10 protein-coding genes are annotated in these 13816 nt (G+C 74.6%); 4 read left to right on the top strand and 6 right to left on the bottom strand.

Going from position 1 to position 13816, the window contains the following annotated elements; genetic code table 11:
* Positions 1–92: 92 nt before the first annotated feature.
* Positions 93–3344 (top strand): 1,4-alpha-glucan branching protein GlgB, encoded by a 3252-nt coding sequence (glgB, locus tag HLA93_RS08415; protein ID WP_222193945.1) that lies wholly within the window; start codon positions 93–95, stop codon positions 3342–3344.
* 163 nt (positions 3345–3507) lie between these two features.
* Positions 3508–4941, top strand: coding sequence for a neutral zinc metallopeptidase (locus tag HLA93_RS08420; protein ID WP_222193946.1), 1434 nt, complete (start codon positions 3508–3510; stop codon positions 4939–4941).
* Between the two features lie 43 nt (positions 4942–4984).
* On the opposite strand, the gene HLA93_RS08425 is transcribed toward HLA93_RS08420, so the two are convergent.
* From HLA93_RS08425 to HLA93_RS08435, 3 genes are read right to left on the bottom strand one after another with little or no spacing between them, the layout of a single operon-like run.
* Complete coding sequence (locus HLA93_RS08425; protein WP_222193947.1) at positions 4985–5956, bottom strand: tetratricopeptide repeat protein; 972 nt, start codon at positions 5954–5956, stop codon at positions 4985–4987.
* Positions 5957–6011: 55 nt separating this feature from the next.
* Entirely contained in the window at positions 6012–7703 is a 1692-nt protein-coding gene (locus HLA93_RS08430) for an acyl-CoA mutase large subunit family protein (RefSeq protein WP_222193948.1), read from the bottom strand.
* Positions 7704–7742: 39 nt separating this feature from the next.
* On the bottom strand, positions 7743–8252 hold the full coding sequence (locus tag HLA93_RS08435) for a MarR family winged helix-turn-helix transcriptional regulator (RefSeq protein WP_222193949.1): 510 nt from the start codon (positions 8250–8252) through the stop codon (positions 7743–7745).
* A 171-nt stretch (positions 8253–8423) separates the two neighbouring features.
* Between HLA93_RS08435 and HLA93_RS08440 the strand changes: the two genes are divergently transcribed.
* Positions 8424–9299: a hypothetical protein gene (locus tag HLA93_RS08440; protein ID WP_308128014.1), complete on the top strand. Its 876-nt coding sequence runs from the start codon at positions 8424–8426 to the stop codon at positions 9297–9299.
* A 77-nt stretch (positions 9300–9376) separates the two neighbouring features.
* Here the strand turns inward: HLA93_RS08440 and HLA93_RS08445 are convergent, their stop codons facing one another.
* The 3 genes from HLA93_RS08445 to HLA93_RS08455 are packed head-to-tail and all read right to left on the bottom strand — an operon-like array spanning position 9377 to position 13095.
* Positions 9377–10858 carry a phytoene desaturase family protein gene (locus tag HLA93_RS08445; protein WP_222193951.1) on the bottom strand — a complete coding sequence of 494 codons (1482 nt, stop codon included), beginning with the start codon at positions 10856–10858 and terminating at the stop codon, positions 9377–9379.
* Positions 10859–10873: 15 nt separating this feature from the next.
* Positions 10874–11878, bottom strand: coding sequence for a methylmalonyl Co-A mutase-associated GTPase MeaB (gene meaB / locus HLA93_RS08450; RefSeq protein WP_222193952.1), 1005 nt, complete (start codon positions 11876–11878; stop codon positions 10874–10876).
* Positions 11875–13095: an acetyl-CoA C-acetyltransferase gene (locus tag HLA93_RS08455; protein ID WP_222193953.1), complete on the bottom strand. Its 1221-nt coding sequence runs from the start codon at positions 13093–13095 to the stop codon at positions 11875–11877. The genes meaB and HLA93_RS08455 overlap by 4 nt, the downstream gene beginning before the upstream one ends.
* Positions 13096–13293: 198 nt before the next feature.
* Between HLA93_RS08455 and mce the strand changes: the two genes are divergently transcribed.
* Entirely contained in the window at positions 13294–13746 is a 453-nt protein-coding gene (gene mce / locus HLA93_RS08460; protein ID WP_308128015.1) for a methylmalonyl-CoA epimerase, read from the top strand.
* Positions 13747–13816 lie beyond the last annotated feature (70 nt).

Raw genomic sequence — 13816 nt, forward strand, 5'->3', positions numbered from 1 at the left:
GGACCCCTCTGCCCCCCACCACTCGCAAGCTCGCGGCGGGCCCCTGCAGAGGGGCCTGACGGCCCGGACGACCCAGAAGACGTGAGGACCCCATGACGATCGACGACACGCAGCCTCCCGGGCGCGACACCCCCGACTCCCCCGCCGACCGGGACGAGCTCATGCGCCGGGTCGAGGCGAAGACCGAAGCGGTGCGCGAGGCCGGCCAGGGCGGCGACGACACGCCCCCGGCCAAGAAGGCGACCCGCAAGGCCGCCGCCAAGCGGGCTCCGGCGAAGAAGGCCGCCGGCGACGCCCCGGCCGAGCAGGCTGACGCCCCGGTCAAGAAGGCCGCGGCCCGGAAGGCCCCCGCCAGGAAGGCCGCCGCCGCGGATGCCGGTGCCGGCGACCAGACGACCATGGCCGTCGAGGGCACCGAGGCAGCACCCGTCGCGAAGAAGACGACGAAGCGGGCGGCCAAGAAGGCGACCCCGGCCGCCGGGGACGCCCCCGCACCGGCCAAGCGGGCCCCGCGCAAGGCCGCCAAGCAGGTGACCGCCTCGCCGGTGGTCGCCCCCGCGCCGATCGCAGCGCCCGGCAACCCCGCCGCCCCCTCCGCCCCGCAGCCCGAGCCGCCGGACCCGGACCCCGCCGAGCCCAGCACCCCGCAGGCACCGGAGAGCGGCGAGCACGCCGGCACCGGCGGCACCTCGCCGGCCGAGACCGCCTCCGAGCCCGGCGACGAGCTGGCCCCGGACACGGTGCCGGCGGAGACCGGCACCGACACCGACACCGGGGCCGCGGCGACCGCCGACACCCCGGCGGCCGCGGGGTCGAGCGAGCCGGCAGCTGCTGAGCCGACCCCGGCCGAGCCCCCCGTCGAGGGCGGGGGCGCCGACGTCACCACCGCCGACCTGACCGCCGGTGAGGTCACCGACCTCCCGCCGGCACCCGACCAGGCCCCCGAGCCCGCCGCCGCGCAGCTGGTCGACGCCCTGCCCGAGGGCGAGGCCCCGGTCAGCACGTCGGTGCCGGCCGACGCCGTCCCGGCCGGCGGCCAGGTCAGCGAGGAGCAGCTGGCCGCCGTCGTCGACGGCTGGTCCTTCGACCCGCACGGCGTGCTCGGTGCCCACCGGATCGACGACGGCTGGGTGGTGCGCACCCTGCGTCCGGACGCCGTCGCCGTCGTCGTGGTCGACCAGGACGGCAGCCGGTACGAGGCCCGCCAGGTCTTCCGCGGCGGGGTCTTCGAGGCGCAGCTCCCCCAGCAGCCCGGTGACTACCGGATCGAGGTCGTCTACCCCAACGGGCAGGGCGGCACCGACACCTTCACCGTCGACGACCCCTACCGCTGGCTGCCCACCCTCGGCCAGCTCGACCAGCACCTGCTGCGCGAGGGCCGGCACGAGAAGCTGTGGACCGTCCTGGGCGCGCACGTGCGCAGCTACGAGACCCCCGGTGGCCTCGTCGAGGGCGTGTCCTTCGCCGTCTGGGCGCCCAACGCGCGCGGGGTCAAGGTCACCGGCGACTTCGACTACTGGGAGGCCCGCGCCTACCCGATGCGGTCGCTGGGCTCCTCCGGCGTGTGGGAGATCTTCGTCCCCGGCGCCCAGGTCGGCACCCGGTACCGCTACCACGTGCTCGGCGCGGACGGTCAGTGGCGGGTCAAGAGCGACCCGATGGCCTTCGCCACCGAGGTGCCGCCGGCCAACGCCTCCGTCGTCACCGCCAGCACCCACCAGTGGGGCGACGACGAGTGGCTGGCCCAGCGCGCCGAGGGCAACTGGCACCAGCGGCCGATGAGCGTCTACGAGGTGCACGCCGCCTCGTGGCGCCAGGGCCTGTCCTACCGCGAGATGGCCGACGAGCTGGTGGCCTACGTCAAGGACGCCGGGTTCACCCACCTGGAGTTCATGCCGCTGGCCGAGCACCCCTTCGGCGGGTCGTGGGGCTACCAGGTCACCTCGTACTACGCGCCGACGTCGCGCTTCGGCTCCCCCGACGACCTGCGGTACCTCATCGACGCCGCCCACCAGGCCGGCATCGGCGTCATCGTGGACTGGGTGCCGGCGCACTTCCCGAAGGACGAGTGGGCGCTGGCCCGCTTCGACGGGACGCCGCTGTACGAGCACGCGGACCCGCGCCGCGGCGAGCAGCCGGACTGGGGCACCTACGTGTTCGACTTCGGCCGGCCCGAGGTGCGCAACTTCCTGGTCGCCAACGCCCTGTTCTGGGCGCAGGAGTTCCACGTCGACGGCATCCGGGTCGACGCGGTCGCCTCGATGCTCTACCTGGACTACTCGCGCAACGACGGTGAGTGGACGCCGAACCAGTACGGCGGCCGGGAGAACCTGGACGCGGTGGCGTTCCTGCAGGAGATGAACGCCACCGTGTACCGCGAGGTGCCCGGCGTGATCACCATCGCCGAGGAGTCGACCGCCTGGCCGGGCGTCACCCGCCCGACCTACCTCGGCGGCCTCGGCTTCGGCTTCAAGTGGAACATGGGCTGGATGCACGACTCGCTGGGCTACATGGCCAACCAGCCGGTCTACCGCAGCTACCACCACGGCCAGCTCACGTTCTCCCTGGTCTACGCCTTCTCCGAGAACTACGTCCTGCCGATCAGCCACGACGAGGTGGTCTACGGCAAGGGCTCGCTGATCCGGAAGATGCCGGGTGACCGCTGGCAGCAGCTGGCCAACCTGCGCGCCTACCTGGGCTACATGTGGGCGCACCCGGGCAAGCAGCTGCTGTTCATGGGCTCGGAGTTCGGCCAGCTCTCGGAGTGGGCGGAGAGCCGCTCGCTGGACTGGTGGCACCTCGACGACCCGGCGCACCGCGGCGTGCTCGACCTCGTCCGCGACCTCAACACGGTCTACAAGGACACCGAGGCGCTCTGGTCGCAGGACGTCGACCCGGCCGGCTTCCAGTGGATCGACGCCAACGACGCCGGGGGCAACACGCTGACCTTCCTCCGCTACGGCAAGGACGGTCAGGTACTGGCCTGCGTCGCGAACTTCTCCGGTGGGCCGCACCACGACTACCGGGTGGGGCTGCCCCGGGGCGGGCGCTGGCGGGAGCTGCTCAACACCGACTCGGAGGGCTACGGCGGCTCCGGGGTCGGCAACCTGGGCGGTGTCGACGCGGTGGCCGAGGCATGGCACGGGCAGCCGTGGTCGGCGACGCTGACCGTCCCCCCGCTGGGCACCGTCTGGTTCGTGCACGAGGGCCCCGAGCCCGAGCTGCCCGACGACGGTGAGCCGGCCGACCCCGCCCAGGTCGCCGCCGCCGAGGCGTCGGGCGTGGCCGAGGCGGCCGGCGAGGTCGCCGCCCCGGACAGCGAGCCGGTCCCCGACCGCAGCTGATCGCCGGCGACGACGGGGCGGGTGTCCTCCGGGACCCCGCCCCGTCGTCGTCCGCCGGTGGCCCGGCGCACCCAGGCGTCACCGGCGCCCGCCGGGGTACCGCGGCTGCAGCACGACGCCCACCTGGCTGCCGGCTCCGGCAGCACCGACCGATCGAGAGCCCATGTCCTCCTCGCCCCGCCGGTTGCGCACCGGGGCCGTGCTGGGCGCCCTGCTGGCCTCCACCGCGCTCACCGGCTGCTCGGTGACCCTCATCGAGGGCACCGGGACGCCGCTGTCCGGGGCCTCCGGGGACGCCACCCCCGAGGAGTTCCCGATCATCGGGGCGACCGACGGCGAGATCGACCGGATCGCCCGCAACGCGCTCACCGACCTCAACCTCTACTGGTCAGCGGAGTTCCCGCCCACCTTCGGCCAGGACTTCACCCCGCTGACCGGCGGCTACTACTCGGTCGACCCCGGCGCACTCGACCCCGCGGCCTACCCCGGCGGGCAAATCGGCTGCGGCGAGCCCCCCGAGGCGGTCGAGGACAACGCCTTCTACTGCGGGCCCGGCGGTGAGTACCCGAACGGCGACGCCATCCAGTACGACCGGGCCTTCCTCGAGGAGCTCGCCCTGGGCACCGTCACCAGCGAGGGCTACGGCCGGTTCATCCCGGCGCTGGTGATGGCGCACGAGTTCGGCCACGCCGTCCAGGGCCGGGTCGGGTACCCGCTCCAGGCGTCCATCGCGATCGAGACCCAGGCCGACTGCTTCGCCGGCGCCTGGACGGCGTGGGTCGCCGAGGGCAGCGCCCCGCACAGCTCGATCCGCCCGGCCGAACTGGACGACGTGCTGCGCGGCTACCTGCTGCTGCGCGACCCGGTGGGCACCGGCCTGACCGAGGACGCGGCGCACGGCTCGTACTTCGACCGGGTGTCGGCCTTCCAGGAGGGCTTCGACGACGGCCCGACCGCCTGCCGCGACGACTTCGGTGCCGAGCGCCAGTACACCCAGGGCGAGTTCCAGACCGACCAGGACCTCGCCACCGGCGGTGACGCCCCCTACGACACGACGGTGACCACCTTCGCCCCCGAAGGGCTCGCGGAGTTCTGGGGAGCCGCGTTCGCCGACCGCGGTGCCGACTTCACCCCGCCGACGATCGAGGCGTTCTCCCGGCGGACCGACTGCGACGGGTCCGACGCCGACGTGGACCTGCTCTACTGCCCGGACGACGACACGGTGCGCCACGACCAGGTCGACCTGACCCAGCCGCTCTACGCCGCCGAGCAGGGCGGGGACTACGCCGTGCTCACCGCGCTGGCGATCCCCTACGCGCTGGCCGCCCTCCACCAGCTGGGCGAGCCCGCCGACGGCCAGGACGCGCTGCGCTCGGCCGTCTGTTCGGCCGGGGCCTTCACCGCCTCGGTGCTGAGCGGGGAGAGCACGGTGCTGTCCATCTCCCCCGGCGACGCCGACGAGAGCGTGTCGTTCCTGCTGGAGTACGCCACCGAGCCCACCGTCCTGCCCGACGCGCAGCTCACCGGCTTCCAGCTGGTCGACGTCTTCCGCGGCGGTGTGCTCGACGGCCTGGAGGCCTGCGACCTCGGCGCCTGACGAAGGGCCCCCTCGCCCGCCTGCGAGGGGGCCGGACGACTGGTCAGAACAGGGCGGTCATGAGGGCGCGGCGGGCCGGGCCGACCCGCGGGTCCTCGTCGCCGACGATGCCGAACAGCTCGACCAGGTGGGTGCGGGCCCGGTCCCGGTCCTCGCCGGCGGTGCGCCGGACGACGTCCAGCAGCCGGGCGAAGGCACCGTCGACGTCCCCGGTGCCCAGCAGGAAGTCGGCGGCCCGGGTCTGCGCGGCGACGTCGTCGGGGGCGGCCTCGGCCGCCGCGAGCGCGTCGGGTCCGGCCTCCTCCGCGCGGCGGAACAGCTTCACCTGGCGCAGCGCGAGCCCGGCGACGGGGTGGTCGGGCTCGGCGTCCAGGATCGCCTGGTAGGCCGCCTCGGCGCCGGCCAGGTCACCGGCGTCCAGCGCCGCCTCGGCCTGGTCCAGCCGGGGGTCCTCCGCCTCGGCGGGCTCCTCGCCCTCCGCGGCGCCCGGCACGGCCCCGCCACTGGTGGCGGCGACCAGCTCGGTGACGAACTGCCGGGCCTGCTCCTCGGGGATGGCGCCGGTGAACTCGGCGACCAGCTGGCCCTGCCAGACGGCCTTGACCGCCGGGATGCCCTGCACGCGCAGCCCCTGGGCCAGGGCCGGGTTGGCGTCGACGTCGACCTTGGCCAGCACCCACGAGCCGGCACCCTCGGTGGCCAGCCGCTCCAGCACCGGGGAGAGCTGCTTGCACGGGCCGCACCACTCGGCCCAGAGGTCCAGCACGACCGGCACCTGGAACGACCGGTCCAGCACCTCGGACTGGAACGTCGCCTCGGTGACGTCGACGACGGCGCTGCCCGGTGCACCGGCCGGCGCCGCGGCACTCGGCGGCGGGGCGGCCGCGGCGCGAGCTGCCGCCTCGTTGCGTGCCTGGACCGCGGCCAGGTCGACCGCACCGGCCAGCGACGCCGCCATCTTGGCCTGCTGGGCAGCGGCCCGGGGATCGGTTCGAGCGGGGCGATTGGGCTGCATGACCTCGATCATCCCACTCCGCCGCTGGGCGTGTCGGCCCTGTCCCGGGGTCCGCTCAGAAGCGGGCGGGCTCGGTGTAGGTGCCCCACTCGGCGCGCAGCGCGTCGCAGATCTCGCCCAGGGTCGCCTCGGCCCGGGCCGCGTCCAGCATCGCCGGCACCATGTTGGCCCCGGTCCGGGACACCTCGACCATCCGGGCCACCGCGCTCCGGGCCGCCGCGTCGTCCCGGGTCTGCCGGCGGGCGGTCAGGTCGGCCCGCTGGTCGGTCTCGACCTGGTGGCTCACCCGGAGGATCTCCAGCTGGTCGTCGCCGGCCACCGAGCCGGTCAGCGTGTTCACCCCGACGACCTTCTTCTCCCCCTTCTCCAGCGCCCGCTGGTAGGTGAAGGCCGCCTCGGCGATCTCGCCGGTGAACCAGCCGTCCTCGATGCCGCGGAGGATGCCGCTGGTCATGGTGCCGTCGGAGCCCATCTCCCGGATCCGGGTGAACACCTCCTCCGCCTGGCGTTCGAGCTCGTCGGTCAGCGCCTCGACGTACCAGGAGCCGCCCAGCGGGTCGGCCACGTTGAGCACCCCGGTCTCCTCGGCGATCACCTGCTGGGTGCGCAGCGCGATCTGCGCGGCCTTGGCACTGGGCAGCGCGAGCACCTCGTCCAGGGCGTTGGTGTGCAGTGAGTTGGTGCCGCCGAGCACCGCGGCCAGCGCCTCCACCGCCGTCCGGACGACGTTGTTGTCCGGCTGCTGGGCGGTCAGCGACACCCCGGCGGTCTGGGTGTGGAAGCGCAGCTGCTGGGCCTTCTCGGTGCGCGCGCCGTAGACGTCGCGCAGCCAGCGGGCCCAGATCCGCCGGGCGGCGCGGAACTTGGCGATCTCCTCGAAGAAGTCGATGTGCGCGTCGAAGAAGAAGCTCAGCCCGGGGGCGAAGACGTCGACGTCCAGGCCGCGGGAGAGGCCCAGCTCGACGTAGCCGAAGCCGTCGGCCAGCGTGTAGGCCAGCTCCTGCGCGGCGGTCGAGCCGGCCTCCCGGATGTGGTAGCCGGAGACCGAGATCGGCTTGTACGCCGGGACCTCGGCGGCGCACCACTCCATCAGGTCACCGATCAGGCGCAGGTGCGGCTCGGGAGCGAACAGCCACTCCTTCTGCGCGGTGTACTCCTTGAAGATGTCGGTCTGCAGGGTGCCGTTGAGCTTCGAGGTGTCCGCGCCCTGCCGTTCGGCGGCGACCAGGTACATGCAGAACAACGGGACGGCCGGGCCGCTGATCGTCATCGACGTCGTCGTCTGATCGAGCGGGATGCCCTCGAAGAGCACGTCCATGTCGGCCGCGGAGTCGATCGCCACCCCGCAGTGCCCCACCTCGCCGAGCGCGCGCGGGTCGTCGGAGTCCCGGCCCATCAGGGTGGGCATGTCGAAGGCGACCGACAGGCCTCCCCCGCCCTCGGCCAGCAGCGAGCGGAACCGCTCGTTGGTCTGCCGGGCGTTGCCGAAGCCGGCGAACTGGCGGATGGTCCAGGCCCGGCCGCGGTAGCCGGTGGCGTGCAGGCCGCGGGTGAACGGGAACTCCCCCGGCCAGCCGATCCGCTCGAAGCCGGGCACCGCGTTCTCGTCGGCCGGCCCGTAGGCGGGTTCGACCTCCAGCCCGGACAGGGTGGTGAAGTCCGCGTCCCGCACCCGCCCGGCGGCCAGCGCCGCGTCGTAGCGCTGCTGCCACCGGCTGCGGGCCTCGTTGCCCGGCTGCTCCGTCATGCCCAGATGCTAGGACGTCCAACTACTTTGCGGCCAGCATCAGTCGACGGCGACGTCCCCCGCGCCCAGGCGCACCTTCTTGAGCACCTCGAACAGGACGTCCAGCTCGGCCTCGGGCAGGTCGGCCAGCCCGAAGTCCTGGCCGGTCAGCGCCTCGGTGGCCGCCGGGACGACGTCCCGGCCGGCGTCGGTGATCGCCGCGAGCACCCCGCGACCGTCGGCCGGGTTGGGCCGCCGCTCCACGTACCCGGCCGCCACCAGCCGCTCGATGGCGTTGGTGACGCTGGTCGGGTGCACCATCAGCCGACTGCCGATCACCTTCAGCGGCAGCTGCCCGGTGCGGGAGAAGGTCAGCAGCACCAGCACCTCGTAGCGGGCGAAGGTGAGCCGGTGAGGCTTGAGCGCCTCGTCGAAGCGGGCCAGCAGGATCTGCTGCACCCGGAACACGCTGGTCGCCGCCCGCATCGAGGCGGCCGGGCCGAAGTGCTGCTCCCAGCTCTGCGCGGCGCGCTCGATCGGGTCGAAGGGCAGGCCCAGCGGTCGCACCATGGCCCCAGAGGCTAGTTCGCCCCCTCCGCACCCCCGGCCCAGCCGCCGAATGCCGAGCTGCCGACCCCTGTCGATGCGGCGACATGTCGACAACTCGACACTCGGCGCCGGCCGGCGCACGCCTGTGGACGACGAGGGCGGTGTGAGCGCGGGATGGGCCAGGCTCGCCCGGTGGTCGTCCCCGCGCACCGCCCGCCGGCGCTGCGGGGACGCGTCTTCCGTGGCACCGCAGCGGTCGGGGCGGGGCTGCTCACCCGCCGGCAACTGGACAGCGCTGCCTGGCACCGGCTCTTCCGCGACGTGTACGCGTGTGCCGACCTGACCGTCACGCACGAGCTGCGGGCGGTGGCCGCAGCGTCGGTCCTCCTTCCTGGCTCAGTCGTCACCGGGGCCAGCGCCGCTGTCCTGTGGCGGGTGGACGCGGCGGGACCCGGGGATGACGTCGAGCTGACCGTGCCGCCGGGCACCCGGTCCAGCGCGGTTGCCGGAGTGCGCGTCCGGCGCGCCCTGCTGCGGCCCGGGGACGTCGCCCGCCGGCGCGGTGTCCCGGTCACCACTCCCGAGCGGACCGCGGTGTCGCTGGGCGCCGACCGGCCCCTCGACGAGGCCGTCGTGCTCATCGACCAGCTGGCCGCCGCCGGCCTGGTGGACGTCGGCGACGTCCGGGCGCTGGCCGCGGCGACCACCGGCCGGGGGTGCCGGCGAGCTCGCGCCGCCGCCACGCTGGCCGACGGGCTGGCCGGCTCACCTCAGGAGACCCGACTGCGGCTGCTGCTGCACCGCGCCGAGCTACCGCCCCCGATCGCGCAGCACTCGGTGTACGACGGGCGGGTGTTCGTCGCCCGGGTGGACTTCGCCTGGCCCGCGCAGCGCCTGGCCCTCGAGTACGACGGGCTCTGGCACGCCGAACCCGGCCAGTTCGCCGCCGACCGCCGTCGCCTCAACCGGCTGCTCGCCGCCGGCTGGCGGGTCCTCTTCGTGACGGCGGCCGACCTCCACCGCCCCGAGCAGCTGATCGCCCGGATCAGCGCCGAGCTCGCTCGCTGAGTGCCGGACTGTCGACGCCTCGACCCGAGCCCAGACGTCGATGTCCCGACACTCGGCGAGGCAGCGAGGCGTCGACGTCAGGCGGGTGGGGCGGGGCGCAGGGGCGGGGCGTGCCGGATGCCGAACACCTCGCGCAGCGCCACGCGGGCGGCGTTGTCACCGCAGTGGCCGTGCACCGCCGGCCCCGGCGGGGTGGCCGAGGACGCCAGGTAGGTGCCGCGGACCGGGGTCTTGTAGGTGTTCCACCGCGGCACCGGCCGGGCCAGCATCTGCCGCAGCGACGCCTCGCCGTTGGAGATGTCCCCGCCCACGTCGTTGGGGTTCCACTGCTCCATCTCCCCGGCGTGCATGGTGTGCCGGGCCAGGATCGTGTCGCGGAAGCCGGGGGCGAACCGCTCGACCTGCGCCTCGATGGCGTCGGTCATGTTCACGGGCGAACCGTGCGGCACGTGCACGTAGGCCCAGAACACGTGCCCGCCCTCCGGCGCCCGGGACGGGTCGACGACGGTGGGCTGGACGGCGAGCACGTAGGGCTTCTCCGACGCCCGCCCGGCCGCCGGCGCGGCCTCCCCGGCGATCGTCTCCTCCATCGTCCCGGCGACGTGGATGGTGCCCGCCCGGCGGACGTCGGGGTTGGTCCACGGCACCGGCTCGGACAGCGCCCAGTCGACCTTGAACACCCCCGGGCCGTGCTTGTACCGCCGCACCCAGCGCCGATAGCCCTCGGTGCCCTGGTCGCCGGCCATCGCGACGAACGCACCGGGCGAGGTGTCCAGCAGCACGGCCGGGACGCCGTCGAACTCGCGCAGGTCGGTGACCTCGTGCCCGGTGACGACCTCGCCGCCCTGCTGCTCCAGGGCGGTGACCATGGCATCGGCCAGCTGCTGCGAGCCGCCCTCGATCAGCGGCCAGCCGTTGTGGTGGCTCATCATCCCCAGGAACATGCCCAGCGCCGCGGTCAGCGGCCGGCTGAGGTCGAGCATCCCGTGCGCGGCGGCACCGGCGATCAGCGCCCGCGCCGCGTCGTCGTCGAAGTACCGGCGGGCCAGCCACGCCACGTTGGGCAGGCCCTGCAGCCCGAAGCCGGCCACCCCGGCGAACCCCCGGGTCGGGAGCCGGCGGAACGCCGAGGTCAGGAAGAAGTCGGTGATCTCGTCGGCCTGGCGCAGCAGCGGCCCGAACAGCTTGCGGTAGCCGGCGCCGTCCCGGCCCAGCCCGTCCGCGGTCTGCTCCAGGGAGTGGTGCGAGAGCGCCGCCCGGCCGCCGTCCAGCGGGTGGGCGAAGTTGATCTCCGGCTGCAGCAGCCGCACGCCGCGGGAGGCGAGGTCGAACTCCTGGAAGAACGGGGCGGTCGCGGCCATCGGGTGCACCGAGGCGCAGATGTCGTGCCGGTAGCCCGGCAGCGTGACCTCCTCGGTGCGCAGACCGCCACCGGCCCGGTCGCCGCGCTCCACCACCCGCACCGCCAGCCCGGCCGCGGCCAGGCGCAACGCGGCCGCCAGCCCGTTCGGGCCGGCTCCGACGACGACGGCGTCCGGGGTCCCGTTCACCCGCGCCATCCTGCCCGTCGCGTCCTAGAGCTGCGCGATGAGCTGGTCGGCGGCGCGGTAGGGGTCGGTCTCCCCGGCCACCACCTGCTCGGCGAGCGCGCCCAGCGCCGCGGAACCGGCGACGTCGCCCATCCGCTCCCGCAACCCGGCCAGCGCGATCGCCTCGACCTCCCGGGCGGCCCGCTCGACCCGGCGGCGGCGCCCCTCGCCGGAGGAGGCCAGCCAGTCACCGTGCTCCGTGATGCGGGCCACGACGTCCTCGACCCCGTTGTCGGTGTCGCGGGAGGCGACGGTCTTGACGATCGGCGGCCGCCAGGCGCCGGCCTCGGTGTGCCGGCCGCCCAGGGAGAGCATCGCCCGCAGGTCGCGCACGGTCTGGTCGGCGCCGTCGCGGTCGGCCTTGTTGACCACGAAGACGTCGGCGACCTCGAGGATGCCGGCCTTGGCGGCCTGGATGCCGTCGCCCATCCCGGGAGCGAGCAGCACCAGCGTGGTGTCGGCCAGCGAGGCGACCTCCAGCTCGGACTGCCCCACCCCGACGGTCTCGACCAGGACGACGTCGCAGCCGGCCGCGTCGAGCACCCGCAGCGCCTGGGGCGTGGCCCAGGCAAGCCCGCCCAGGTGCCCGCGGGAGGCCATCGAGCGGATGTAGACGCCGCCGTCGCCGGCGTGGTCCTGCATCCGCACCCGGTCGCCGAGCAGCGCGCCCCCGGAGAACGGCGACGAGGGGTCGACCGCGAGCACGCCGACCCGCTGCCCGGCCTGCCGGAACGCGCGCACCAGCGCGGTGGTCGTCGTCGACTTGCCGACCCCCGGCGGCCCGGTGAGACCGAGCACCCGGGCCCGCCCGGTGTGCGGGGCCAGCGCGGCGGCGACGTCGCGCAGCAGCGGGCTGGCGTCCTCGACCAGCGAGATCAGCCGGGCGACCGCGCGGGCCTCACCCGCGCGGGCGCCCTCGACCAGCGCGGGGACGTCGGCCGCCCGCCGGCCCCGCCGTCCGGGGGGCGACGACGGGACCGCGGAGGTCACGCCTGGGCGGACAGCGGCCGGGCGGGCACGTGCAGGAGCAGCGCGTCGCCCTGGCCTCCGCCGCCGCACAGCGCCGCGGCACCCACGCCACCGCCGCGGCGGCCCAGCTCGAGCACCAGGTCCAGCACGATCCGGGCGCCGCTCATCCCGACCGGGTGGCCCAGCGCGATCGCCCCGCCGTTGGGGTTGACCTTCGCCGGGTCGATCCCGAGCTCGCGGGTGGAGACGATGGCGACGGCGGCGAAGGCCTCGTTGAGCTCGACCAGGTCGAGGTCCTTCGGGTCGATCCCCTCCCGCGCGCACGCCTTCTGGACGGCGCGGGACGGCTGGGTCTGCAGGGTGGCGTCCGGGCCGGCGACGACGCCGTGCGCACCGATCTCGGCGAGCACGGTCAGCCCCAGCTCCGATGCCTTCGCCGCGGACATCACCACGACCGCGCAGGCGCCGTCGGAGATCTGCGAGGCCGACGCCGCGGTGATCGTGCCGTCCTTCGCGAACGCCGGCTTGAGCTTGGCCAGGCTCTCCGCGGTGGTGTCGGGGCGGATGCCCTCGTCCTCGCGGAACTCGATCGGGTCGCCCTTGCGCTGCGGGATGAGCACCGGGGTGATCTCGGCGTCGAAGATCCCGTCCTTGGCCGCCCGGGCGGCGCGCTGGTGGCTCTCCGCGGCGTAGGCGTCCTGCTCCTCACGGGTCAGCCCGTAGCGGCTGTTGGAGTCCTCGGTGAGCTTGCCCATCGCGACCTGGTCGAAGGTGTCGGTGAGCCCGTCGTGCGCCATCGCGTCGACCAGCGCCACGTCGCCGAACTTGGTGCCGGTGCGGGAGCCGGGCAGCAGGTGCGGGGCCTGGGTCATCGACTCCATGCCGCCGGCCACGACGACGTCGAACTCGCCGGCGCGGATGAGCTGGTCGGCCAGCGCGATCGCGTCCAGGCCGGAGAGGCAGACCTTGTTCAGGGTGAAGGAGGGCACCGACATCGGGATGCCACCGGCGACCGCGGCGGGCCGGGCGGGGTTCTGTCCGGCGCCGGCCTGGATGACGTGGCCCATGATCACGTAGTCGACCTGCTCGCCGGTGATCCCGGCGCGCTCGAGGGCTGCCTTGATCGCGATGCCGCCCAGGTCGGCCGCGGAGAAGTCCTTCAGCGAGCCGAGCAGGCGGCCCATCGGCGTCCGGGCGCCGCCGACGATGACGGAACGGGTGGGTGCGGGCTTGCTCATCGAGGCTCCAGTGGCTCCCGGTCGCCGCCGTTGGCGACCGTCTCGGCAGGGCAGCGCGCAGGCCCTCGGGGCACCACGGGCTGCCGCCAGGATAGGGCGCGGGCCGATCCCGGCAGCCCGGACGGTGACCGACGTCACTGTCCGGTCCGCGCCGGGCGGGCCTCCCCGTCGCGCGCGGGCGGCGGCAGGATGCGGGAGGTGACCGACGACGCGCACCCCGGCCTGACCGGCGACCTGTTCACCACCATCGACCACGTCGGCATCGCCGTCCCCGACCTGGACGAGGCGATCGCGTTCTACGCGGCGACCTTCGGCATCTCTTCGGTGCACGAGGAGACCAACGAGGAGCAGGGCGTCCGCGAGGCGATGCTCACCGTGGGCTCGGGCGAGACGCGGGTCCAGCTGCTCGCGCCGCTGACGCCGGAGTCGACGATCGCCAAGTTCATCGGCCGCTCCGGCCCGGGGCTGCAGCAGCTGGCCTTCCGGGTGACCGACCTCGATGCGGTCAGCGCCACGCTGCGCGAGCGCGGGCTGCGACTGCTCTACGGCGCCCCCCGCCGCGGCACGTCGGGCAGCCGGGTCAACTTCGTGCACCCCAAGGACGCCGGCGGCGTGCTCGTGGAGCTCGTCGAGCCCGCCGCGCACGGATGAGTCGCCTGCGTCACACGACCTGGTCAGCCCGAGCTACCCGCCAGTAACCTCCGCCCACCGCACTGCACCC

Origin of the sequence: Modestobacter italicus, from assembly GCF_019799965.1 — a bacterium.
In the GTDB taxonomy this organism is placed as follows: domain Bacteria; phylum Actinomycetota; class Actinomycetes; order Mycobacteriales; family Geodermatophilaceae; genus Modestobacter; species Modestobacter italicus_A.